This is a genomic window from Streptomyces sp. So13.3 (genome assembly GCF_005860785.2).
In the GTDB taxonomy this organism is placed as follows: Bacteria; Actinomycetota; Actinomycetes; order Streptomycetales; family Streptomycetaceae; genus Actinacidiphila; species Actinacidiphila fildesensis.
In genome coordinates this window covers 199882-221346 of the sequence record NZ_CP048835.1, presented here as the reverse complement: position 1 = coordinate 221346, position 21465 = coordinate 199882, and the positions used below count along the sequence as shown (strand labels likewise).

Sequence of the window (21465 nt, the reverse complement as noted above, 5' to 3'; positions counted from 1 at the left end):
GTGCGCATGACAGGCTGACCGCGCAGGAAGCTAACTCCCCTCATCAGGCTCCCCTTGGAATCGATCATCCAGGGAACGGGGGAGGCGCTCTACCGGCGGACCGCCGAGATCAGTCCGCCGGGCCGCTCCTCGCGCTGCGGCGGGGTGCTGATCGGGCGGCCGTAGGCGGCAGCGCGCTCGCGCAGGGTGTGGCTGTCGGCCGCCCAGCCGTGCGCGGCCAGCCAGCCCACCGGGTCGTCGGGCATCTCCGAGACCCACATGGACGCCGCCGATCCCGGCGCGGCGTCCGCGCCGAAGCGCTCGATCACGCCGCGCGAGCCCAAGGTCAGCCCCATCCGACTGCCAGCCGCCGACTGCGTGCTGATCCGGGCCAGCAGTAGCTCCACGGCATCCTCGGGCAGATAGATCAGCAGCCCTTCGGCGATCCACGCGGTCGGCACGGCTGGGTCGTGCCCTGCGGCGGCCAGCGCGCCTGGCCAGTCCTCACGCAGATCCACCGCGACGGTGATCCGCTCGCAGCGTGCGACGGCCCGCTCCTGGCGCAGCACCGAAGCCTTGAAGTCCAGTGGCGCGGCGGTGTCGACCTCGAACAGCCGGGTGCCCTCGGGCCAGTCCATCCGGAAGGCCCGGCTGTCCATGCCGGCGCCGAGCAGCACGACCTGCCGGACCCCGGACGCGGAGGCTTGCTGCAACAGGTCGTCGAGGAACTTCGTCCTGATGACGATGGAGAACGACACGGCCAGTCGGCGGCGTCGCGCGCCCTCGTCATCGGGCAGCGGCGGCGAGGAGAGCCACAAGGCGCCGGCGCTGGCGAAGGCCTGTGCCAGTGGGTCGCGGAACAGCGGGTTCTCCCGCTCGGTCTCCAGTGCCCGCACCCTGGCCACCCCCACCGCCGTGGCCCACACTCCCGACGGCTGCACCCGCTCCCGCTCATCAGTCACCAGGCCAGCCTAACGATCGATTCCAAGTGGCCCGATGAAGGGGGCTGGCCTCATGCCGCGTTGGGTCCGTGCTGTGGCTGCGGATCCAGAGCACCTGGGACGTCAGCGTGGACCAAACGATCGCCCGGGCGCACCAGCCGCCGTAGGCGCCCACCGACAGCCCCGGCTGTTGTAAGAGGCCCCGGGGCAGCACCGGACGACCACGCGTCGGGACCTTCCCGCGACGGGCTGATCACCTGGCCCAAGGAATACGCCGGGTCGGAATACACACTGTCCATCGTTTCGCGCACGCCGTGATCAGCCGTCAGGGCCGTCACAGGTTCCCGATGGTGACGACGTGCGCCTGGATTTTGCCGTTGACCGGGCCCGGGCCGCATCGTTTCGCGATCGCCGCGGCGCACGCCGCAGTTGCCTCGGCAAGGTCTGCGCCGGTGCGCTCCTCGATCTCGGCACGCAACGGTGTCCCCTGGCAGTACGCGGTTGCCGGCACCTGCGCCGACGCCGCGCGGCTGCGCGCGGTGATCGTCTCGTGGCGCGGTGCGGCGGTGAAGCCCGCACGTGCCAGGTCGGCGGAGATGGCGTTCAGATCGGAGTGTCCGTGTGGTGTGCGTGCCAGGAAGCGCGGAGGGCAGTCCGGATACACGCCGGCGAGTGTGTTGGTGACGATGTCCGCGAACTCGTTCTCCTCGATGCGATCCCATACGTTGAACAGCAGGGTTCCGCCGGGACGCAACACGCGTCGAGCCTCGGCGAATGCGCGGCTCTTGTCCGGGAAGAACATCACGCCGAACTGGCAGAAGACCACATCGAAGCTCGCGGCCGCGAAGGGCAACCGCATGGCGTCGGCCTGCTGCCACCGCACCGGTCGCGTGGCGCCGACGGCCTCGGCATGATCGAGCATCGCCTGGTTCAGATCGGTTGCCACCAATTCCACAGGCTCGGGCAGCGCTCGTGCCGCCGCGCGCGTGACGACGCCCGTGCCGGCAGCGATCTCCAGAACCTGGGCCGGAACAAGATCCGCCACGCGGCGGGCGAGGTCCTCGGCGTAAGGCTCAAAGATCAGCGGCACGAGGTGGTCGTCGTAGAACTCGGGAATCGAGCCTGCGAACACCGCATCGGAACCGGGCCCGTCCACAAGGTCTCCGTTCTGCCGAAACCCCTTTCGATCATACGACGGTTCACCGCCCCAAGGCCGCCCCGCGCGATCCGGCTGTTTCGTGGCTCCGAAAATCCGGCACCCGAAGACAGAGGTACGGAAGCGACGCGGCGCCACACAGGTGCTGGGCATCGGAGCCAACCGCACTGACCCGGACGGTATGACGTACGTCTTCGGCTACGACGTCGACGGCCGACAGCCCACCGCCACCTCCCAGGCCGCCGGCCGTGCGCGCGGCGGCGATGGCTGTTCTGGATGTACGTGAATACCTACGGCCGGTTGGAGTTGGACATGAACAGGCGTCTGGAGCTGGACGCCCGCGTGCCGGGCGCTGGTTGCTCCTGCGGGTTCGGTGAGGTCATCGGGGGGAGGGTTGGTGAGCTGCACGCCTTGACCCCACGCGGCAGGCAGACACATCCGCTGCTCGGCTCCACGGTTGATCAACAGGCCTTTGCCGGGTCGTTTCGCTGTTCGGTGTGTTCGTATCCGGCTTCCCGCAGCAGCTCGTGGTCGTTTCCAGTTCAGGTGACGCGGGTGTGTGCCTGGCGTAGTCGGTCGTTGACTTCTGCAGTTCCCTCGCGCGGGTGTAGAGCTCGCCTTCCAGGACCCTGCTTCGGCTGCCGTCGGGTGCGCCACGGGCCGCGATGAGTTGGGTGACCTCTTCCACCCGGTGCACGATCAGGACGACCTTGCCGTCGTGGTCGAGGACGGGCGCGTTGACCGGGCTCCAGTACCGTTCCTCCCACTCGCCGGGCCTCTGCGTGGGCTGGACGTCATAGCGCTGCAGGGCCTGTGTCGGCCCATCGGGCCGGGGCCGTCCGCGCCGCGATGGGCCGTACGGGCCCGTGCCAGCCCCGCCGAGGGCGAGACACCAGGGCGTGGACGGGGCCTGGACCCGGTGAGCTGGGCCGGCAGCACTGCCTGAGCCGGCCCTGCGTGGGCGGTGCGACGGACGCACGTGCGGTGCGGTGCGCGTGAGTAGGCCCCTTCGGCGACCGTGACGAACGGTGGCGTGTGCACCGCACCGGGCACCCCCCACCCTGTCCGCCGGTGCGGCCGTCACAGATTGCGTTGACCGGGCTGCTCTATGCACGGTCGGCGGACATGCTCCGTGATCCTATGAATGAGGACTGACATTTGATACGCGAGAGCGGTTGGGTGGCGGTGGCGGTGGTGGTGACGCCTTTTGCTCGGTAATGGCGTGATGGGAATCCCCTCACCCGACAGCTCGGGTACTACATTAATCAGGTGACGGCCAGCGGGAGCGGGCGTCCCGGCTGAGGACCAGGGTGCGGCGCCCCGGACGACGGCCGGGCCCAGGCGACACCACCGCGTCGCCGGGGAAGGGGCGGAAAGGTAGGCGAATTTTGATCTTTCTGGGTCCAGTGCGCCTGCAGTAGCGCCGCACTAGCTATTCCGGAGTCAGTACCGGTGATTGTTCCCGAGCACGGTCGGCGTCCGAGCGAAACCCGAGGCGGCGGTCGGCCGCCCGTACGGATGACAAGCCACGCTCCTACGGTCCGGACGTGCCGCGCCCGTCGGATCCGAGAGAGCAGCGCCTGGGCGCCCGGGTCCGGGCGGCCGGGCGCTTCCCCGAGAGGTGATTGGGATGCGGACTGGCACGGGTGTCATAGCTCTTGCGCTGGCAGCGGTGTTCGCAGTACCCGCAGCGGTCGGCATGGACCCCGGCGCGGCGTCGCGGGGGACGACCGGCAGACTGAAGGTGAGCGCGCAGGCGGCACTTGCTACGACCGCGACCCGTCCACTGATCGTGCGGGGCAACACCTGGTATGTGCGTGATTCGCTGAGCAGCGACCCCGCCACCACGACGTTCAGCTACGGCACTTCCGGGGACCTGCCGATGTCAGGTGACTGGGACGGCAACGGCACTCTGACACCGGGCGTGGTGGCCGGCAACACCTGGTACTTGCGCAACAGCAACACCAGCGGCATAGCCGACATCACGCTCACCTATGGCAGTCGCGGGGACATACCGATCGTCGGTGATTGGGACGGCAACGGCTCCTTCACTCCGGGTGTGGTGCGGGGCGACACCTGGTACCTGCGTAACAGCAACACCAGCGGTGTGGCCGACATCGCGCTCACCTACGGCAGTGCGGACGACCGCCCGGTGGCCGGTGACTGGGACGGCAACGGCACGTTCACTCCGGGTGTGGTGCGGGGCGACACCTGGTACCTGAGGAACAGCAACACCAGCGGCATAGCGAACACCACCCTCACCTACGGCAGCGCGGGCGACCGCCCCGTGGCCGGTGACTGGGACGGCAACGGCACGTTCACCCCAGGCGTGATGCGCGGCGCCAACTGGTATCTGCGCAACAGCAACACCAGCGGCGTGGCGAACGTGTCGTTCGCTTTCGGCAACGCCTGTGACATCGGCCTTTCCACCGCCTCCACCCTCGTCCGCGAGCGCGGCGGCCGCCCGCTTGCCGCGTCGCTCGCGGGACGGCACATGACCGTGCTGCCGACCGGAGCCAAGGTGGTTGCACTGACCTTCGACGCCGGGGCCAACGCCGCCGGCCTGCCCAAGATCCTCAACGCCCTGCAGAACGCCTGCGCGCCGGCAACGTTCTTCCTGACCGGGACATGGACCAACGCCTTCCCCCAGGACACCCGGCTGCTCCGGCTGCGCTACCCGACCGGCAACCACTCCTTCTCCCACCCCGACCTGACGACCCTCAGCGACGCCGCCGTACGCGATCAGATCCTGCGCACCCAGGTCGCCGTCCAAGCCGGCGCCGCCTACGATCCGCGGCCGATGTTCCGCTTCCCCTTCGGCGCCAGCGACGCGCGGACCCTCTCCATCGTCAACGCCCTCGGTTACGCATCGATCAACTGGACCGTCGACACGCTCGGTTGGAAGGGCAACTCCGGCGGCCAGAGCGTGTCCACCGTCGTGAACAGGGTGCTGGCCAACCTGCGGCCCGGCGAGATCGTGCTCATGCACGTGGGCTCCAACCCGGACGACGGCAGCACCCTGGACGCGGACGCACTGCCCACGGTCCTCTCCGCTCTGAGCGCCCGCGGCTACTCCCTCGTCACGGTGGCCCAGTTCACGTGAGGGACCGGGGCGGGACCTTCAACGGCCCGACGCGCTGATCACTGCGGCAGAAGGTTGTCCTGGAGCCTTGCGGACCAGGAGACCGACCGCCTCCTCACGGCCCGCTCGGCCGGGACCAGAGTGATCGTCGGGCGGCCAGCCGGGCCGCCCGACGCAAGACGGCCTCTGTAGGGACGTGTTCCACGGCAAGGCTTGGTCGTTCGGGCCGTCGTCGGCAATACGTGCAATGAGGATCATCGCAGACGCCTTCACACCACCGGTCGCACACCACGCACAGCGCTGCGTCATACCGTTCGCAGTACTCCTGCCTGGTGCCGCACCGCTGGCATGATCCGGACTCCGGCCGGACGGCGGAGGGGCGCTTACGTGGCATCCCCCTGTACGAGGTTCAGCATCTCCGCATCCACCATGGCTGAGACGGATCGCCATAGGAGTCCATGATCGTGCGGGAACGGTAGAACTCGTCAAGCGGATGCACGCGTCGCCGGAGCTCCCGCGACGATCCTGGCGGAAGTCCGCACAGCGCCTGCTCCAGCATCTCCCGTGGATGAGGGTCAGAGGGGCAGCACGCCTCAACTCCGCAGCCACGGAGCTGAGGATCTCTCAGCCCACGGGCCGGCCCGTGAACGGTGCCGATCCATCGCGTCACCGCATCGGCGATGGCCCCCGGCCGCAGATGTGAATCCTCGAACGTGGCAATCTCGCTCTGTGTGCGTGCCGAGACCCCAGAAACGGTCTTCCTGCCATGCTCCGGGCGGAGCCTGCGCGACAGCTTGGCGCGCACCTGGCCTGGCGGTCTACGCGCCATCGGCCTTTCGTCGGTTCGTCATGGACGACATCCTTACAGAGGGAAGCCATTCCGATCAATGCAGTTCGACTTCGATCCCCCTTCGGGGAACGCGAACCCACGGCCTTTCGCCATCTCCCCTGGACGGTGCTTCACGGAGGCTGTGCTGGCGGAGATCATCTGTTCCTGGCGTGCGCTATGCCTCGACTTCCGGCTCCCGATCGGGGAACGCGCGCAGCCTCAACTGTGGCGCCCGGTGGTCGGCTTGTATCGCCCATCTGGATCGTCCGCCAGAATTCCCTTCCCATCGCGCCTTCTGGGCATCGTGCGAGTGACTGCTGCCGATGACCAGATGGCTCACTCTCTACTGTGCTGCGGCCACGAAAGACGTCACATCGGCAGCTGCCTCCGCGCCATTGCACGGTGGGGCCCCCGGTGGGCATGGGAAGGAGGCGTCGCGTACAACTTTCCTTGGCCATGGGGTGTCTTGCAGTGAACACACGGCCGCGTGGGCCCTGTGGTCAACGGGCAAGGGGGTTCCGATGGGACGGCGTACACAAGCATTTCTGGCCGGGTGCGGGCTGGCGGTGCTGTTGCTGGCGGCCGGTCCGGCGGTCGAGGCGCGGGCGGCTGCCGACCCGGTGGACGCCACGGTCAGTCTGCAGTTCTACAACCCGCAGGTTGCGCCCGGCCGGCAGTTCGATCTGGACGTTTTCGGCCACCTGAAGTCAGGCACGTTGGACACATTCCGCACCTTGGTGCACCTGCCGAAGGGCATGACTCTCGTCCCCAACGCGGACCGGAACTGCAAGGCGACGTCGGCGAACCAGCGAGAGATCGCCTGCACTCCCGGTGAGCCGGGAGCGACCATCCAGGTGGCGGACGATGTGCCGGTCGGCACCGAGCTGACGATCACCGCGTCGGCCGACATCGGCGACGCGGTCGACAGCCATCCGGAGGACAACACCGCCCGGCAGGTGGTGCTGGTCAAGCCGGGCGCGGACTGGAGCGTCAAGTGGACCGGCCCCACCACCCCGGTGCAGCCCGGCAGCACACCGGTGACCACCAAGCTGGTCGTCACCAACCACGGCGCGGAGGCCGGCGTCCCGTACATCATCACCAGCGGCCCGTCCGACTACCCGGCACAGATGGAGCTCTACGGGAAACAGGACAAGAGCTGCGGCACCGCCACCGAGGGCCACGGCCTGATGTGTAACCCCAAGACATCGGTACCGCCTGGCGGATCGATCACCTTCACCTTCCGCTTCACTGTCTTCCCCGCGGCACTCGGCAAGGAACAACGCCGGGAGGCACGCGTCACCTCCGACCGTGCGCCGTCGGAGCAGGACATCAACGACAACAGCACGGCGCTGGTGGTCCACGTCTCCGACAAGGCCGCGCAGCCGACCGCCAAGCCGACCATCTCGGCCCCCAGCCCGGGCCCCGGCGGCACCACGCCTGCCACCCCGCCCGGCGACCAGCTCGCGGACACGGGAGCGGCCGACACCGGACCCGCGCTCCTCGCAGCAGGAGCGGTCGCGGCAGTGGGCGGCGGCCTGCTGCTGGCCACGCGCGGCAGGCGCCGCAGCCGCAGCCACTGACGCCGGCACCGGCACCGGCGCCGACACTCGACAGCCGCTGCTGAGATCAGAAATGTGGGGGGACGGCGTCTCAACACGAGACGCCGTCCCCGGTGAGGATGGAGACGGTCGAGAGAGTGCTGAAGCGCGCTGGCGCGCCCTGGTGTGTGGGGTGGGGGCTGGGCAGGCTAGTTTGCTGGGGTGAGTCTTCTTGATGATGTGGCTGAGCGCGATGGCTGGCGCTGCTGGGTATGTGACGAACCGGTCGATCCCGACGAGTCGGTGAACGACCCGCGGGGGCCGAGTGTCGACAGCCGGACTGCCGACCGGAAGGCCAAGGTCGCCGAGCGGCTCGCGCACCGCGGGTGCAACAGCCGCAAGGGCGCGGTCAAGGTGGTCATCGCCTGGCCGGAGCGCCTGTATGTGGTCGAGCCCGCGCCGCTGATCACCGTTGCCGGGAGGCTGGAGCGCAAGGGCGGCCGCGAGATGGTAGGTCGTTGTCCGACCAAGCGGGACGCCCAGGAGGCGGCGGATTGGCTGGTGGACCGGTTCTCCCGACTGGTGCCGGGGCTGCCGGTGACCGCCGACATCGAGGCGGGCGGCGGTCAGTTCCTCGTCGTCCTGGCCGCCGGCCGCCGCTGACCGGGTCTCACCGGTGCACCCGCCACCAGCTGAACCGACGCCCACGTCGCGTCGGCCAGTTGCCGCGCGGCGCAGGGCACGATGACGGGTCGCCGGAGCGCTCGGCTGCCTGGACCGCGCGGTGCCCGGCACCGCACGCCGGCTGCGGTGCAGACGGTACCCGCCGCCCGAGTGGGTGCCCAAGGTGTCCCTGTGACTCGTCTGTCCTCGTAGCGTTGCTTCGAGGGGCGACCGCCTGGGACAGCGAGGTCGCCGTTGGGAATGGGACGGGGGAGTGGTGGACAGCGAAGCGCTGATCGGTGGCATGGCGAACGCGGGCGCGGTTTTCCGCCGGGGTGCGCTGGTTGAACGGCCCGCGCCACGGAATGCGCAGGCCATTCACGCCTACCTCATTGCGTTGAGGGAACGCGGGTTCGACGGTGGTCCGATGCCGATCAGCCTCATCCCCGAGGGCCGTGAGGAGTTGACCTTCGTCCCCGGCGACGTTGCCTTGCCGCCGTTTCCGCGATGGGTCATGACGGCAACCGCCCTGAGATCGGTTGGTGGTCTGCTCCGACGCCTGCACGAGGCGAGCGCGCTGGTGCCGTTGGACGCCACGGCCGACTGGGCTCGGGACCTGGCCGACCCGCTGGGCGGCACCATGCTGTGCCACAACGACGTATGCCCGGAGAACGTCGTCTTCCGCGACGGCCGAGCCGTCGCACTGATCGATTTCGACTTGGCCGCTCCGGGCCGGCCTGTCTGGGACGTTGCGATGACCGCGCGCTACTGGGTCCCGACGCTGGATCCCACCTCCGCTGCCCTCAAGTATCCCGACGGCCTGGATGCACCAGCGCGGCTGCGGCTGCTGGCTGACGGCTACGGAATGTCTCCCCACGACCGAGCCGAGCTGCCCGGAGTGATCGAAGAGGCGACCGAGGTGGCCCGGGCCTTCGTCGCCGGCCGCGTCTCTGACGGTGACCCCGTCTACCTTCACGCACTGGCCGGGCACGGCGGTTGGGAACGCTGGGACCGCCTCCAGACCTGGCTCGCGGCCCAGCGGGAAAGGTTCACGGCGGCGTTGCTGGCCTGAACTGTCGGCGTACACCCGTATCTGACACTGGCAAGATTTTCGTAGCGAAGATCGTCTTTGCGCCGTCGCCAACCACACCGAGGGGAGCACGCCAGCCGTGGCAGACGTCAGAGTCAACCTTGACGCGAACGCGTTGTGAGTCGAGTATCGCCGAAACCCGATCGGGAGATGCATAAAGGATTCATATAAAGCTGCTATGCTTCAGGCATGAGTCGCCGAGACGCCGCGCACGGCGCTTCCGATGCCATCGGGTCAGCCCTCTACGGTCTGGCCACCAGGGCAGTGAGACGCCTTCCCCGCGACATGAGCCTGACGTCCGCCGCCACCTTGGCCACCCTGGACAAGACCGGCCCGCGACGGATCACCGATCTGGCGGTGGCCGAGGGCGTCACCCAGCCCGCGATGACCGTCCTGGTCCGGGTGATGGAGGAATCCGGGCTGGTCGAGCGGAAGGGCGATCCGTCCGACAAGCGGGTCACGCTGGTGTGCCTGACCGAGGCCGGCGCGTCGTACGTCCGGACGCGACGCCAGGCGGGCGTCGACGCGTACGCGCGGTTGGTCGACGAACTCACCGGTGACGAGGTCGAGGCCTTGACAGCAGCCCTTCCGGCGCTGCTGCATCTGGCGGAGCTCGAAAGCTACGCCCGAGAGGAGTCGGACCGGTGACCGAGGCCCAGGCTCATGACCAGCCCATGAGTACTGCCCTGATACCTTCCGAGGCACGTCTGCTGGTCCCCGCCCTGGTGTTCATCGCCCTGGTCGTGGCGGCGGTCGCCAGCCTCGGGACGCCGCTCATCACCAGCGTGGCGACCACGTTCCACGTCTCCCTCGACAGCGCGCAGTGGACGCTGACCATCGCCCTGCTCAGCGGCGCCGTCGCCACACCCGTCCTCGGCCGGCTCGGCGCCGGTCCGCACCGGCGGGCCACGATTCTCGCCACGCTGGCGATCGTCGTCGTCGGCAGCGCGCTCACCGTGCTGCCGCTGCCGCTGCCGTTCGCCTGGCTGCTCGTGGGCAGAGCGGCCCAAGGCGTCGGACTCGGTCTCACGGCGCTGATGATGGGCGTGGCCCGCGACCATCTTCCCGAGGAGCGAAGCGCGGCCACGATCGCCCTGATCTCAGTGGTCTCCATCATCGGAGCCGGCGTCGGCTACCCGCTGGCCGCGCTGCTCGCCGAGTTCGGCGGACTGCGGGCCGCCTACGGCCTCGGCCTGCTCGTCACCGCCATCGCCTTCGTGACCGCGTGGCGCTCCATGCCCGCAGCTCCCGAAGGCCGCTCCGCTCACGTGAACGTGGCCGGTGCGCTCGTCCTGGCGGGTGGACTGCTCCTCGTCCTGTTCCTGGCCGGCGAGAGGAGCCTGTGGAGCCGACACCTCGCCGTGGCGGTGACCCTTGCTATCGCCGCCGTACTCCTGCTCTGCGTCTGGACCGTTTCCGAACTGCGAACCAAGACGCCCCTGGTCGACGTCCGGGCCGTACGGCACCCGGCGGTCGCCGGGGCGAACATCGTCATGTTCGTCGGCGGGAGCGGCATGTACCTCCTGCTCACGCTCATCACCCGCTACGCGCAGACGCCGCACAGCGCCGGCTACGGCTTCGGACTGACCACCTTCGTGGCGGGGCTGGTCCTCATCCCGTTCTCCGTGCTGGGGTTCGTCGCCGGCAAGCTCACGCCGCGGGTCCGCGAACGGATCGACGGCCCCCTGCTCCTGGCCGGCAGCGCCGCCATCGTCGGCGGCGGGTTCGTCCTGTTCGCCACCGCCCGGTCCAACCTGGCCGAACTGCTCGCGGCCATGGGCGTGCTGGGCTTCGGCGTCGGCAGCTTCTCGGCCGCCATGCCCGGCGTCATCCTGGCCGTCACCCCCACGAGCGAGACGTCGAGCGCCATGAGCTTCAACTACGTCGTCCGCAGCGTCGGGTACTCCCTGGGCAGCGCCATCGGCGGTCTGGTCCTGGCCGCCGGCACCGCCACGGGCCGCCTCTTCCCGAACGACGACGCCTACACGACCGCGGCGCTGGTCGGCGTCGCCGCGATGGCGATCACGACGATGGCCAGCCTCGCCCTCGCCCGCCGACGCTCACCCGAGACCAATCCGATCACAGCCCCAGTCGGTGTGCCCGGCCTGGGCCGGTCGAGTCGAACCGGAAGCTGAGGATTGAAGCCGTCCGACTTCGACGCCGTCTCCGTCGGCTCGCTGACCCACAGCGCGCCGGCCATGGATCTGAGCATGCTTCCGGTCATCAATTCCGAACACAGGAGGTACCGTGGCCAAGGGCTACTGGGTCAGCGTCTACCGCACCATCGCAGATCCTAAGAGGCTTGCTGCCTACGACGAGCTGGCCGGTCCAGCCGTCAGGGCCGCGGGCGGGCGGCTGCTCTCCCGCGGCAGCCGGGTCGTCGCACACGACGCCGGAATCGCCGAGCGCACCATCCTGATCGAGTTCGACAGCTTCGAACAGGCGGTCGCCGCACGCGCGAGTGCGGCCTACCAGGAGGCGCTGGCCGTACTTGCTGACGGCGTCGAGCGCGACTTCCGCATCATCGAGGGCCTCGACTGACGATCGAGGCTGCGTCGGCGACGGACACGAAGCCGACTGCGGGGATCACCCCGGCTCGTCAGCGCGCCGCACCGACACGAAAAGCGTCAGGCCGCCAGTGGCATCGGCGGTGATGTCCAGTCCGGCGACGGTTCCCGGCGGCGCGGCGGCACGGACGTCGGCCTCGATGTCGGCGGGGGTGCGTTCGACGAGGTTCCAGCGGCCGACGTGGGTCATCAGGGCGGCGTAGGGTTCGGGGTCGCGATGTTGGAGAAGTAGAACGTGCCTCCGGGGCGGTACAGGCGGGACAGAGTGGTGCGGATTAGGGCTCGGGTGCTGGTCGGTGATGGGAGCGTGCAGGAGGTAGTCGTCGAAGTGGTGGCCGTGGTTGAGCCGGCGGGAGGCCTCGCGCCGCGTCAGGTTGGAGAGCCTCAGCACATGTAGCGGCGGCGAAGGTGGGCGATCAGTACGACCTGATGACGCAGGAGCGGGATGCCGGCACGGCTTCCCATGATGCGCTTTTGAAGCTCCACGTCGGTGATTCGGCCCTCGTCGACTCCGGGGTTGTGAGGCGTGGTGATGCCCTGGGCGACCGCAGTTGGTCTTCGCGCAGGGCGGTAGCGATGCGGGCGAGGGGCGTCAGTCCGCTGTTGGTGAGTCGTCTGAGCCAGCTGAGCCAGTCCGGTAGAGGGGTGGCATCGCGGGTGTCGAGCCTGGCGGCGAACTCGCGGACCAGGTCGTGGGTGCGCTTGAGCTCCGGGCAGTGTTCGAGCGGCCGGCGCAGACGCTCGGCGGTCTGCGGGCCGTGCCGGTCGGGGGCGGTGATGATCCAGCGTGCGGCTTCGCGTGGGGACGGCGGTCGTTCGCGGGCTCGTTCAGGGGTAGGGCCACGCCTGAGGGGTGCGAGAGCCATCTTCACGCGCTGGTAGTGCCTCAGGTAGCCCTTGCCGACGAGTTCCTGGTGGAGGATCTTGGCGTTGTGTTCGCCCTCGTCCCAGCGTTGCTGCAGGTAGTCAAGATCGAGAACAAGTTCAAAGAAGCGCACATCAAACACCCTCCAGAACGCGATCAAGTGCCGCCCGGCCTACAGGTCCCCAATTCGGCTTGCCACCGGGAATGCCCCGATCTCCGTTCTGCCCCATGACCATCAGGAAGAGGCTCTTCAAAGCGGCCAGCCCGCGGGCGCGCCGGATCGCCGCCTCGTCTGCATGCGCATACATGTCGAAGAACCGTGAGGCCGTGCCCGCGGGCAGCAGCACCCATGCGGCGGCGAGGTCCCACGCCGGATCCCCGGCGAACATGTCACCGAAATCGACGATGCCCGAGAGCGTTCCGTCCGAGACGACGACGTTCGCGGGATGCAGGTCGCCGTGCACCCACACCGGCGGGCCCTCCCACGCGTCGGCAGCAACGGCGTCTTCCCAGACTGCCCGAATATCGGCAGTGATGTCGTCGGGGGCAACGGCCTGGAAGAAGTTCTCGAAGCCGTCCGTGCAGTTCCTGGGATGGGCACCGCGGTCCGTAGCGATCGGCGCCTCGGCGGGCGCCTCCACATGGAGCGCCCGGAGGAAGCCCGCCAGCGTGTCGGCCGCGTGATCGCCGCGGCTGATCGAGCCGTGGTCCAGCGGCTCGCCGGGAACCCACGTCATCACCGTCCAGTGCTTGGGGAAGCGCTCGGACGGTTCGCCGAACCGCACCGGGATCGGCACCGGGAGCGGCAGGCGCGGGGCCAGCACGGGGAGCCACCGTCGCTCCTTGAGCTGGAGCTCCGGGGTGGGGTCCATGCGCTGCATGCGCACGGCCAACTCGTCCCCGAGGCGCCACATTTGGTTGCCCCAGCCGCCCGCCACCTCGCGGACGGCCAGCCCTGCAAGGTCTGGATGTTGCTCCTGCAGCAGGTCGCGGACCAGGTCGGCGGTGATCTCGATCTCGGCGTCGGTCATGCGAAGTCACAGTACTGAGGCGGCAGGCGGAGGGGCTCTCGCTCCTGAACATTTCGCTGTGATTCCTCTGGCATCACCGATTTGGTTTCAGAGAGCGGCAGATCAGAGGCTTTGGGACGAACCGACCCCCAAGTTCAGAGAAAGGAAGCAAGTTGAGTGCCTGTTGGAGGTGTCTCGTCTATGCCGGTTCGGTTGGTGTGGACAGCGAGGCCGTGACTCCCGCGCGGGCCAGCTCGTCGGTGATGATGCAGATCACCGTGCGGGCCATGAGCGGCAGGATGACGTCCTTGCAGTTCAGCTGTATGACGGGGTCGCCGGTGCGCTTGTCGTGGACCGTGACGTTGTTGGGGCTGTAGAAGTGCACGTGGGCCAGCGCCGCTTCGAATGCTGTGGCAGTCAGTTCCTGACCGCTGTCAGTGGTACGCATCAGGCGGGGTCGGGCGGACTCCAGTGCGGCGACGGCGCGGTTGCGGTCGTCGGCCGCGACCGTGATCCGCCAGATCTGGTGCACGGCGAAGCCGTGCTCGGTGACGATGGGCAGTGTCCCTGGCGCGACGGTGATGCCGGCGCGGGTCGGTAGCGAGGTGATCGCCCGTCTCAGCCAGGGAGCCGCGCGCCCGTCGGCGACGGCTGCCCACTCCCTGGCGACCCGCCATGCGATTTCTGGATCGGCGTGCGCGGCCGCCTCGAAGTACCGTTCGACCGTTCCTCTGCTCTCGGCGTCATTGCGTAGGAGCTGACAGCCATCCTGGAAGAAGGTTTCAGCGCTGTCGAAGCTATGGGTCATCAGGCTGTCCTACCACTGAGCACCGACAGGGCCGACTCCGGAACGGCTGCAGCAGCCTCGCGTAGCTGCGCGGCGTGGCACTCTCGACCGCACCGTCTCGAGCCGGCCACCGTCCTGGGCAGCGGCAGCGGCAGGGTCGGCCCGGCCCTGGGCTTGACGCACATGCTGTCCGCCGAGCACGCGTACCGGATCGGCTGGTATCCACGAGCCGGTCCGGTGCGCGTGCGGTGGTGGTTGTGGTTCCGGAGGGAAGCGGGGGTCAGTTCACTGGCCTGTGACGCGGGCGGAGTGGAGGATTGTTTCAGCCAGGGCGGGGGACCGTACGTCGATCAGCACGCTCACGTCCAGGGACGGGAGCGCCAGCGCGAATTCGGTCATGCCGGTTTGTTCGTTGGTGCTCGAGGACAGCGTTCCGCTCACTCCGCCGATGGTGATGGGGCGGGTGGTGGCCGCGGGGCCGAGATAGGTTGTGGAGAACGTTCTGCCTGTGCTGAACAGAACCTGTTGTCCCAGTCTCGTTGCCTCGGTGAGCGGCGTCAGGCAGGGGACCTGCAGCAGGTCCGGATGGTCGATGACCCGGTCCCGGCCGTGCGGACTGCACGGTTCCGGATTCAACGCCCAGCTCGCCGGGACCTCCAGTTGCAAATGGTGGAAGGAGGAGGGCCGCAGGCTGGGCGCGGCGGCCTGCTGGGTGCCGTCCCCCGGCCGGGCCGAGGACCACAGCCCGAGCCCCAGCGACACCGCTGCCAGCGCGATCGCTGCGCTTGAGGAGACGACCCACCGCCGGCGGATCACTGCCTTGCGCCGTACGCCCGTGGTCACGGCCTGCAGCAAGTGCGCCCCGCCGGGGGCGTCTGCCGCCTGTGCTCGAAGCGACCCACTCACCAAGGCGCCCAGTTGCTCGTCGTTCATGCTCTCGTCCCTCACTCTCATACGTCCTGTCTGGTGAGCCCGCGGGAGGTGCGCAGCGTCGCCAAAGCGCGGGAGGCTTGGCTGCGCACCGTCGCGGGAGAGCAGCGCAGCACCTCGGCGATCTGCTGGTCGGTCAGGTCCTCGTAGAAGCGCAGCACCAGAACCGCGCGCTGCCGCTTCGGTAGTCCGGCTAGCAGGTGCACGGCGGCGTGGCGCCGCACCACCGTGTCTGCGGCATCCCCCTGCTCCGCAGGGGACGACATTTCGGCGGTAGGCAGTTCACCGTTGGATCTGCGCCGGCGCCAGCTCAGATGTTCGTTGACCAGCATCCGTTTGACGTAGGCGTCGGGATGACCGAGGCCGCTGATGCGCCGCCACTGCCGGTACACCCGAATCAGTACGTCCTGCGTGAGGTCCTCGGCCAGATGCCGATCCGAGCACAGCAGAAAGGCAAGCCGGAGCAGGGCCGGACCACGTGCCTGCACGTACTCCTCAAAGGAGCCCTCCATGGGTCTCATCACTGTTCCCCTCCCCGGCCGCACTTCGTGACGGCTCCACCGAAGAACGTCGTGACCGACCCGTTCTGTTGCACTGGGCCCTGCCCTTCGCCGATCCGGTATCCCGCGACCGAAATGGACTGGCCTCAGGGCCGGGCCTCTGGTCACCCGCGCCCCGGGGCTACCCAGCACCTCATCTCGTTCCCGGGGCGGGCGCGGCGGCCAGTTGGGTGGATCCCGTCAACGGGGGAGTGCCGCAGCGCTGGGCTTGCGTGTGTGCCGCTCATCCTGCGATGGCGATGGCGATGGCGGCGACCACGATCATTGCCGGCTGCGCTGCGGGCAGGAGTGCGGCGATGAGCCGGCGGCGCAGGCGGATGCCGCGGGCTGCGGGGATGAGGACGTAGATCAGGAGGACGAGGAGGGCGTAAAGGAATCCGGCGACGAGGGACGAACATGCCACCGACGTTGGAGGCTTCCAGGTCCTTATAGGTACAGCCAGGGGGAAGGCGCGCAGCATCGCCGCTGCAGCGCCATGCCCCGGAGGTGATCAGGTCCCAGGCGGCCCAGGTGGGCACGGCGCCTGTCAGGATACCGACGGCGCCGCTCGCCGCTCATGGACCACAGGTCGCGCCGGGTTGCCCATCAAGCTCCTGCATCGGCCGATCCGTGTCATCTGCCGACGCTCGCATTGCGCTTCACCTGCGCCGCCTGCGCGGCAGCGTCGCCGAGGCACCAGCGGACGACGACTTGACGGCGCTCGACCAACTCCTCGACGCCACCGGTCTGCACAGCGTCCTGCGCCGCGACGAACTGATGGTGCGCACCGAGCGCGCCGTCCGGGCGGCAGGACGCGCCTGAGGGCAAGCACGGACGTGCCGGCCGGTCGGTCGCCGGCCGGTGGCGGTCCTAGCGAGGGCCCGCGAAGAAGGTGTGGGCGAGACCGTCGAGAAGGTAGCCCAGGCGTCGGTCAAAGGTCTGCTGGGGGTCGACGGGGCGTTTCGGACCCAGCAGCGCCCGGGAGGCCAGTGGGTACCGGCCGGAGGCGGCGACGGTGTCGAGGTAGGACGGTCCGGTCTCGTCCCCGTCCGCTGCGGGCTGCTCGGCACGGCGCCGGTGCGCCTCCAGACGTTGGGCCTCCGCCGAGGCGTACCCCTGGACGAAGGCCACCAGGGTCCTCCAGACGTCGAGCATCTCGTCGATGTCGAGACCGTAGCCGTCCAGCAGGGTCAGGGTGGACTCCGTCATGGTGACGGTGTTGGGCCCGAAGCCGCCCGCGGTGATGGCGTGGCGGGTCAGCCAGGGATGGCGCAGCGTGACGTCGCGGAGGATGTGCGCCGCACCCGTCAGATCGGCGCGCCAGTCACCGGTGCGCGGGGGAGCGATGGCTTCGGCGCTGACGCGGTCGGCCATCAGGTCCAGCAGATCGTCGCGGCTGTCGACGTAGCGATAGAGCGACATGGCGCCGGCGCCGAGATGGTCGGCGACCTTGCGCATGGTCACCGCGTCGAACCCCTGGCCGTCGGCAACCTCGATGCCCGCAGTGGCGATCGCGTCGTAGGACAGCGCAGCGCGTGCCGCTCGTGCCGGTCGTCCGGCTTTCTCCCAGTTCACCATTTGCTTTCATCGTACGCGCTGCGTACGTTGTACGCATGGGTTGGATGTACGCGATGTACGCAACCGGATGCTCGCCTCTCGCCTCCGGTCCCGACCCCCTCCTGGAAGGAACTGACACGCCATGCCCACGTCCCGAGCTCCCGCCAGCGGCGCCCTCGCCGTCAAGGTACGGGGACTGATCAAGCACTACGGCCCGACCACAGCGCTCGACGGTGTGGACCTCGACGTTCGCCCCGGCGCCGTCCTCGGCGTGCTCGGCCCCAACGGGGCCGGCAAGACCACCCTGGTCCGCGTTCTGTCCACGCTCGTCCGGCCGGACGCCGGCACCGCCTACGTGGCCGGCTGCGACGTGCTGCGCCAACCCCGGCAGCTACGCCGCACGATCGGGCTCACCGGCCAGTACGCCTCGGTCGACGAGAAGCTCTCGGGCATCGAGAACCTCTACATGATCGGCCGGCTGCTCGACCTGTCCCGGCCCGACGCCCGGCGCCGCGCCTCCGAGCTCCTGGAGCGCTTCTCCCTCACCGAGGCAGCCCAGCGCACCGCCGGCACCTACTCCGGCGGCATGCGCCGCCGCCTCGACCTCGCCGCCTCCCTGATCGGCCGACCCGCCGTCCTCTACCTGGACGAGCCGACCACCGGTCTCGACCCGCGCACCCGCAAGGAGGTGCGGCGCATGGTCGGCGAAGGCGTCACCGTTCTGCTCACCACCCAGTACATGGAGGAGGCCGAGCAGCTGGCCTCCGAACTCGCCGTGATCGACCGCGGAAAGATCATCGCCCGCGGCGGTGTCTCCGAGCTCAAGGCCAAGGTCGGCCGCCGCACCCTGCGCATCCGCCCGGCCGACCCGCTGCACTTGAGCTCTCTGGCCACCGAGCTCGACGCCGCCGGCCTGACCGGGCTCGCCGCGACCGCGTTCGACCGCGAGACCGGGACCGTCGTCGTTCCCGTGCAGAGCGACGAGCAGCTCACCGCGCTCGTCGGCACCCTGGCCGCCCACGGCGTCGCCCTCGCCGACATCACCACCGAACTACCCACCCTGGACGAGGTGTTCCTGTCCGTCACCGGCCACCGGACCGGCATCTCCCAGGACGCCGCCCCCGCTCACCAGGAGGTCGCCGCATGAGCACCGCCATCCCCACCCGAGACCTTCCCGCCATCCAGCAGGGCGAGGCCGACGACCGCATCGGACTGCGCGCCGGCCTCCGGCACACCGGCGCCCTGGTCCGGCGCAACCTGCTGTGGATCAAGAAGGACCCGGAGTCGATGTTCGACGCCGTCCTGATGCCCGTCGTCTTCACCCTGCTCTTCGTGTACGTCTTCGGCGGCGCCATCGGCCATTCCCTCGGCGGCGGCCACCACCAGTACGTGCAGTATGTGATCCCCGGCATGCTTGCCATGATGAGCATGACCATCGCCCAGGGCGTGGGCACCGGCTTCAACGAGGACTTTCACAACGGCATCATGGACCGCTTCCGGACGATGCCCATCGGGCGCTCCTCCGTCCTGATCGCCAAGATTTCGGTGGAACTCCTGCGGATGCTGGTCGCCACCACCATCCTGATGATCGTCGCCGCCCTGGTCGGTTTCGAGTTCACCAACTGGGCCGGCCTCTTCGCCGCCGTCGGGCTGGCCGTCCTGTTCGGCTCGGCCATGATGTGGATCTTCCTGGTGCTGGGCGTCACCCTGAAGAACGCCCAGTCCGTGCAAGCCATGGGGTTCCTGGTCATGATGCCGCTGCAGTTCGGCTCCTCCATCTTCGCCCCGACCCGGTCGATGTCCGGATGGCTGCGCACCTTCACCGCGTACAACCCGATGTCGGGCCTGGCCGACGCGGCCCGCGGCCTGATGATCGGCGGCCCGATCGCCCACGGCCTGGTGGTCACGCTCGCCTGGAGCGCCGGGCTCACGCTGCTCATGGCGCCTATCGCCATCCACAGGTTCACGACCAAGAGCTGACGCGCAGCTCGGCAGCCACCGGTGGTGAGCGGGTCAGATCGTCGAGGTCATCGGCGTCGGTCGGCGGCGACGTCGTGTGCAACGACGCCGCACTGCTGAGCCTGACCTGTGGTCACCACTTTGTGTGACCGCTTGTCAGTGGTGGCGGCTACGTTGAGATCATTGAAGATCGGCCGCACTGGCCGGTCCGTGGGGGAGGGGTGTGCCATGGCGGCTGCGCATGCGGAAGTGACGACGTATTTGGAGCTGTCGCAGGACGACGGCGGGGCGCACAAGTTCTACGAGGTGACCGTGGACGGCACAACGGTTTCCGTGCGATACGGGCGGATCGGCGCGGGCGGACAGCACCAGGTCTCGACGTTCCCCACGGCGGAGAAGGCGAAGGCCGCGGCGGCGAAGAAGATAGGCGAGAAGGTCCGGAAGGGATACGCGCCGGCGGTGGCGGGGCAGCGCGCCGCGCGTGCGGTGACGCGACGCCAGGTGACCTCGGCGCCCTCCACGGCGCGGGCGACGGCGCCGGTGCTGTGGCGGTTCCGTACGGGCGCTTCGGCCTTCGGGATCCATATCGACGAGGACCGCTGCTGGGTGGGGAACCAGCGCGGCGATGTCTACACCTTGGGCCACGACGGCGAGGTGCTGGCCCGGTTCTCGTTGCCGGACGGGGTCAAGTGCCTGGTGGCGGACGACTTCTGGATCTATGCGGGGTGTGACGACGGCAAGGTGTACGACCTGTCGTCGAAGGTGCCCTTCGCCGCCTATGAGATCGCCGACGACGTGGACATCTTCTGGCTGGACATCCACGAGGGCGTGCTGAACGTCGCTGACCGCAACGGCGGTCTGACCGTCATCGACCACGAGGACGAGTTCCAGTGGTCACGCCAGTCGGCGGGTTCGAGTGCGTGGATGGTGCGGGCGGACGACCGTGCGGTCTTCCACGGGCACAACCAGGGGGTGACGGCCTACGCGGCCGACGGCAGCGGGGAGTTGTGGCACACCCGGACCACGGGGAACGTGCTGTTCGGGTGGCAGGAGGACACCGCTGTGTACGCGGGCACGGGGCGGCGTGTGGTGGAGCGACTGTCGAAGGGGACGGGCCGGATCGAGGCGACGTACGCCTGTGACACCGCGGTGTACTCCTGCGCCACGTCCCAGGGCGGGCAGTACGTCTTCGCGGGCGATTCCGCCTCCTCGGTCTACTGTTTCGACGCGGACGGCACCCGGCTGTGGAAGTTGGGCACGGGCGGGGGCTCGGCGCTCTCGATGCAGTACCGGGACGAGAAGCTGTACATCGTGACGACGGACGGCTCGCTGGCCTGCATCGACGCGAGCGCGGCGGCGATCGCGGCGGCGCAGACCGGCACGGTGCCGGTGGCCAGGGATGTCAAGGAAGCAGCCGCGCTGCCGACCTACACCCCGGCGGCGACCGTGGCGACGGTGAGCGCGGTGCCCGCGCCGGGGACCGGGATCGTCGTGGAGTGCGTGCAGGTCGGCGGGCGGCTGCGGGTCCACGTCGTCTCGGACGGCTTTGAGCCGACGTGGCACGTTCAGTTCCCGCGCTCAATGCGGCAGATCGGCGCCCGCTATGTGGTGGACGCGCTGCACACCTCATCCGGCGGTTTCTACCGGGTGCGGGGCGAGATAAAGCAGCTGGTGTAAGGCTGCGGACGGTGCTCCCGGCTTCCTGCTCCCCTTCCCGGCCGGGCTGCGCTGCCTGCCCCCAGCGGCCCGTGGCTGGACCAGTTGCAGGCCATGCAGTGCTACTGCGCCGCCGTACGGCCAGCGGAGTTGCGACGGCTACCACTCCTGGAGGGCCGCCGGCCTGGCCGGTAACGCCCCGTGTGCTGGAACTGCTCGCTGCCTGGTGGCCGGTGCATGCCGTACGGGTCCTTGGGTTTCCGGCGATGGGCGTACCTACGGGCGTGAGTGACGAGGTTTTCGTGCGGGGTGCGGCA

At 69.0% G+C, this 21465-nt stretch carries 20 protein-coding genes and 2 pseudogenes; 11 read left to right on the top strand and 11 right to left on the bottom strand.

Annotated features, from left to right (window positions below; genetic code table 11):
- Positions 1 to 89: 89 nt before the first annotated feature.
- The 3 genes and pseudogenes from C8250_RS01055 to C8250_RS43190 all read right to left on the bottom strand — a co-directional run.
- Positions 90 to 905 (bottom strand): class I SAM-dependent methyltransferase, encoded by an 816-nt coding sequence (locus tag C8250_RS01055; protein WP_187145233.1) that lies wholly within the window; start codon positions 903 to 905, stop codon positions 90 to 92.
- Positions 906 to 1254: 349 nt separating this feature from the next.
- Positions 1255 to 2076 carry a class I SAM-dependent methyltransferase gene (locus C8250_RS01050; protein WP_138351652.1) on the bottom strand — a complete coding sequence of 274 codons (822 nt, stop codon included), beginning with the start codon at positions 2074 to 2076 and terminating at the stop codon, positions 1255 to 1257.
- 551 nt (positions 2077 to 2627) lie between these two features.
- Positions 2628 to 2887: pseudogene (locus C8250_RS43190) on the bottom strand (protein phosphatase); the annotation flags it as partial.
- An 819-nt stretch (positions 2888 to 3706) separates the two neighbouring features.
- Here C8250_RS43190 and C8250_RS42900 point away from each other — a divergent pair.
- From C8250_RS42900 to C8250_RS01015, 7 genes are all read left to right on the top strand, one after another.
- Positions 3707 to 5179 carry a polysaccharide deacetylase family protein gene (locus tag C8250_RS42900; protein WP_203218417.1) on the top strand — a complete coding sequence of 491 codons (1473 nt, stop codon included), beginning with the start codon at positions 3707 to 3709 and terminating at the stop codon, positions 5177 to 5179.
- A 1329-nt stretch (positions 5180 to 6508) separates the two neighbouring features.
- Positions 6509 to 7567, top strand: a complete 1059-nt coding sequence (locus C8250_RS01040; RefSeq protein ID WP_187144678.1) for an LPXTG cell wall anchor domain-containing protein — start codon at positions 6509 to 6511, stop codon at positions 7565 to 7567.
- A gap of 180 nt (positions 7568 to 7747) precedes the next feature.
- Entirely contained in the window at positions 7748 to 8188 is a 441-nt protein-coding gene (locus C8250_RS01035) for a hypothetical protein (protein ID WP_138351650.1), read from the top strand.
- A 304-nt stretch (positions 8189 to 8492) separates the two neighbouring features.
- Positions 8493 to 9260 (top strand): phosphotransferase, encoded by a 768-nt coding sequence (locus tag C8250_RS01030; RefSeq protein WP_138351863.1) that lies wholly within the window; start codon positions 8493 to 8495, stop codon positions 9258 to 9260.
- Positions 9261 to 9467: 207 nt separating this feature from the next.
- Positions 9468 to 9926 (top strand): MarR family transcriptional regulator, encoded by a 459-nt coding sequence (locus C8250_RS01025; RefSeq protein WP_232486225.1) that lies wholly within the window; start codon positions 9468 to 9470, stop codon positions 9924 to 9926.
- A gap of 26 nt (positions 9927 to 9952) precedes the next feature.
- Positions 9953 to 11413: an MFS transporter gene (locus C8250_RS01020; RefSeq protein WP_138351649.1), complete on the top strand. Its 1461-nt coding sequence runs from the start codon at positions 9953 to 9955 to the stop codon at positions 11411 to 11413.
- A gap of 112 nt (positions 11414 to 11525) precedes the next feature.
- Positions 11526 to 11819: a DUF1330 domain-containing protein gene (locus tag C8250_RS01015; protein WP_138351648.1), complete on the top strand. Its 294-nt coding sequence runs from the start codon at positions 11526 to 11528 to the stop codon at positions 11817 to 11819.
- A 45-nt stretch (positions 11820 to 11864) separates the two neighbouring features.
- Here C8250_RS01015 and C8250_RS01010 read toward each other — a convergent pair whose 3' ends face one another.
- From C8250_RS01010 to C8250_RS00980, 7 genes are all read right to left on the bottom strand, one after another.
- A complete protein-coding gene (locus tag C8250_RS01010) occupies positions 11865 to 12035 on the bottom strand; it encodes a hypothetical protein (RefSeq protein ID WP_187144677.1) in 171 nt (56 codons plus the stop codon).
- Positions 12036 to 12261: 226 nt separating this feature from the next.
- Entirely contained in the window at positions 12262 to 12843 is a 582-nt protein-coding gene (locus tag C8250_RS01005) for a hypothetical protein (RefSeq protein WP_187144676.1), read from the bottom strand.
- Position 12844: 1 nt separating this feature from the next.
- The gene (locus C8250_RS01000) at positions 12845 to 13741 is read right to left on the bottom strand and encodes an aminoglycoside phosphotransferase family protein (protein ID WP_138351647.1); all 897 of its coding nucleotides are present in this window, start codon (positions 13739 to 13741) and stop codon (positions 12845 to 12847) included.
- 178 nt (positions 13742 to 13919) lie between these two features.
- Positions 13920 to 14528, bottom strand: a complete 609-nt coding sequence (locus C8250_RS00995; RefSeq protein ID WP_138351646.1) for a hypothetical protein — start codon at positions 14526 to 14528, stop codon at positions 13920 to 13922.
- A 264-nt stretch (positions 14529 to 14792) separates the two neighbouring features.
- Positions 14793 to 15440 carry a hypothetical protein gene (locus C8250_RS00990; protein ID WP_138351645.1) on the bottom strand — a complete coding sequence of 216 codons (648 nt, stop codon included), beginning with the start codon at positions 15438 to 15440 and terminating at the stop codon, positions 14793 to 14795.
- A gap of 17 nt (positions 15441 to 15457) precedes the next feature.
- The gene (locus tag C8250_RS00985; protein WP_198359432.1) at positions 15458 to 15958 is read right to left on the bottom strand and encodes a SigE family RNA polymerase sigma factor; all 501 of its coding nucleotides are present in this window, start codon (positions 15956 to 15958) and stop codon (positions 15458 to 15460) included.
- Between the two features lie 262 nt (positions 15959 to 16220).
- On the bottom strand, positions 16221 to 16400 hold the full coding sequence (locus C8250_RS00980; RefSeq protein ID WP_138351643.1) for a hypothetical protein: 180 nt from the start codon (positions 16398 to 16400) through the stop codon (positions 16221 to 16223).
- Positions 16401 to 16639: 239 nt separating this feature from the next.
- Here C8250_RS00980 and C8250_RS00975 point away from each other — a divergent pair.
- Positions 16640 to 16798 (top strand): annotated as a pseudogene (locus C8250_RS00975) (SAM-dependent methyltransferase); the annotation flags it as partial.
- A gap of 48 nt (positions 16799 to 16846) precedes the next feature.
- Here C8250_RS00975 and C8250_RS00970 read toward each other — a convergent pair.
- Positions 16847 to 17554 (bottom strand): TetR/AcrR family transcriptional regulator, encoded by a 708-nt coding sequence (locus tag C8250_RS00970; RefSeq protein WP_138351641.1) that lies wholly within the window; start codon positions 17552 to 17554, stop codon positions 16847 to 16849.
- Between the two features lie 121 nt (positions 17555 to 17675).
- Between C8250_RS00970 and C8250_RS00965 the strand changes: the two genes are divergently transcribed.
- The 3 genes from C8250_RS00965 to C8250_RS00955 all read left to right on the top strand — a co-directional run bounded on the left by C8250_RS00965 (position 17676) and on the right by C8250_RS00955 (position 21169).
- Complete coding sequence (locus C8250_RS00965; RefSeq protein ID WP_138351640.1) at positions 17676 to 18680, top strand: ATP-binding cassette domain-containing protein; 1005 nt, start codon at positions 17676 to 17678, stop codon at positions 18678 to 18680.
- On the top strand, positions 18677 to 19513 hold the full coding sequence (locus C8250_RS00960; protein WP_138351639.1) for an ABC transporter permease: 837 nt from the start codon (positions 18677 to 18679) through the stop codon (positions 19511 to 19513). Before C8250_RS00965 ends, C8250_RS00960 begins: the two co-directional genes overlap by 4 nt.
- 207 nt (positions 19514 to 19720) lie before the next feature.
- Positions 19721 to 21169 (top strand): WGR domain-containing protein, encoded by a 1449-nt coding sequence (locus C8250_RS00955; RefSeq protein ID WP_138351638.1) that lies wholly within the window; start codon positions 19721 to 19723, stop codon positions 21167 to 21169.
- The last annotated feature ends 296 nt before the right edge of the window (positions 21170 to 21465 follow it).

Coding starts and splice junctions, on each gene's coding strand:
- C8250_RS00985 (WP_198359432.1), bottom strand. CDS start 15,958: ATGAGACCCATGGAGGGCTCCTTTGAGGAGTACGTGCAGGCACGTGGT.
- C8250_RS01040 (WP_187144678.1), top strand. CDS start 6,509: ATGGGACGGCGTACACAAGCATTTCTGGCCGGGTGCGGGCTGGCGGTG.
- C8250_RS01020 (WP_138351649.1), top strand. CDS start 9,953: ATGAGTACTGCCCTGATACCTTCCGAGGCACGTCTGCTGGTCCCCGCC.
- C8250_RS01000 (WP_138351647.1), bottom strand. CDS start 13,741: ATGACCGACGCCGAGATCGAGATCACCGCCGACCTGGTCCGCGACCTG.
- C8250_RS00970 (WP_138351641.1), bottom strand. CDS start 17,554: ATGGTGAACTGGGAGAAAGCCGGACGACCGGCACGAGCGGCACGCGCT.
- C8250_RS00965 (WP_138351640.1), top strand. CDS start 17,676: ATGCCCACGTCCCGAGCTCCCGCCAGCGGCGCCCTCGCCGTCAAGGTA.
- C8250_RS00995 (WP_138351646.1), bottom strand. CDS start 14,528: ATGACCCATAGCTTCGACAGCGCTGAAACCTTCTTCCAGGATGGCTGT.
- C8250_RS00955 (WP_138351638.1), top strand. CDS start 19,721: ATGGCGGCTGCGCATGCGGAAGTGACGACGTATTTGGAGCTGTCGCAG.
- C8250_RS00990 (WP_138351645.1), bottom strand. CDS start 15,440: ATGAACGACGAGCAACTGGGCGCCTTGGTGAGTGGGTCGCTTCGAGCA.
- C8250_RS42900 (WP_203218417.1), top strand. CDS start 3,707: ATGCGGACTGGCACGGGTGTCATAGCTCTTGCGCTGGCAGCGGTGTTC.
- C8250_RS01025 (WP_232486225.1), top strand. CDS start 9,468: ATGAGTCGCCGAGACGCCGCGCACGGCGCTTCCGATGCCATCGGGTCA.
- C8250_RS01010 (WP_187144677.1), bottom strand. CDS start 12,035: ATGACCCACGTCGGCCGCTGGAACCTCGTCGAACGCACCCCCGCCGAC.
- C8250_RS01030 (WP_138351863.1), top strand. CDS start 8,493: ATGGCGAACGCGGGCGCGGTTTTCCGCCGGGGTGCGCTGGTTGAACGG.
- C8250_RS00960 (WP_138351639.1), top strand. CDS start 18,677: ATGAGCACCGCCATCCCCACCCGAGACCTTCCCGCCATCCAGCAGGGC.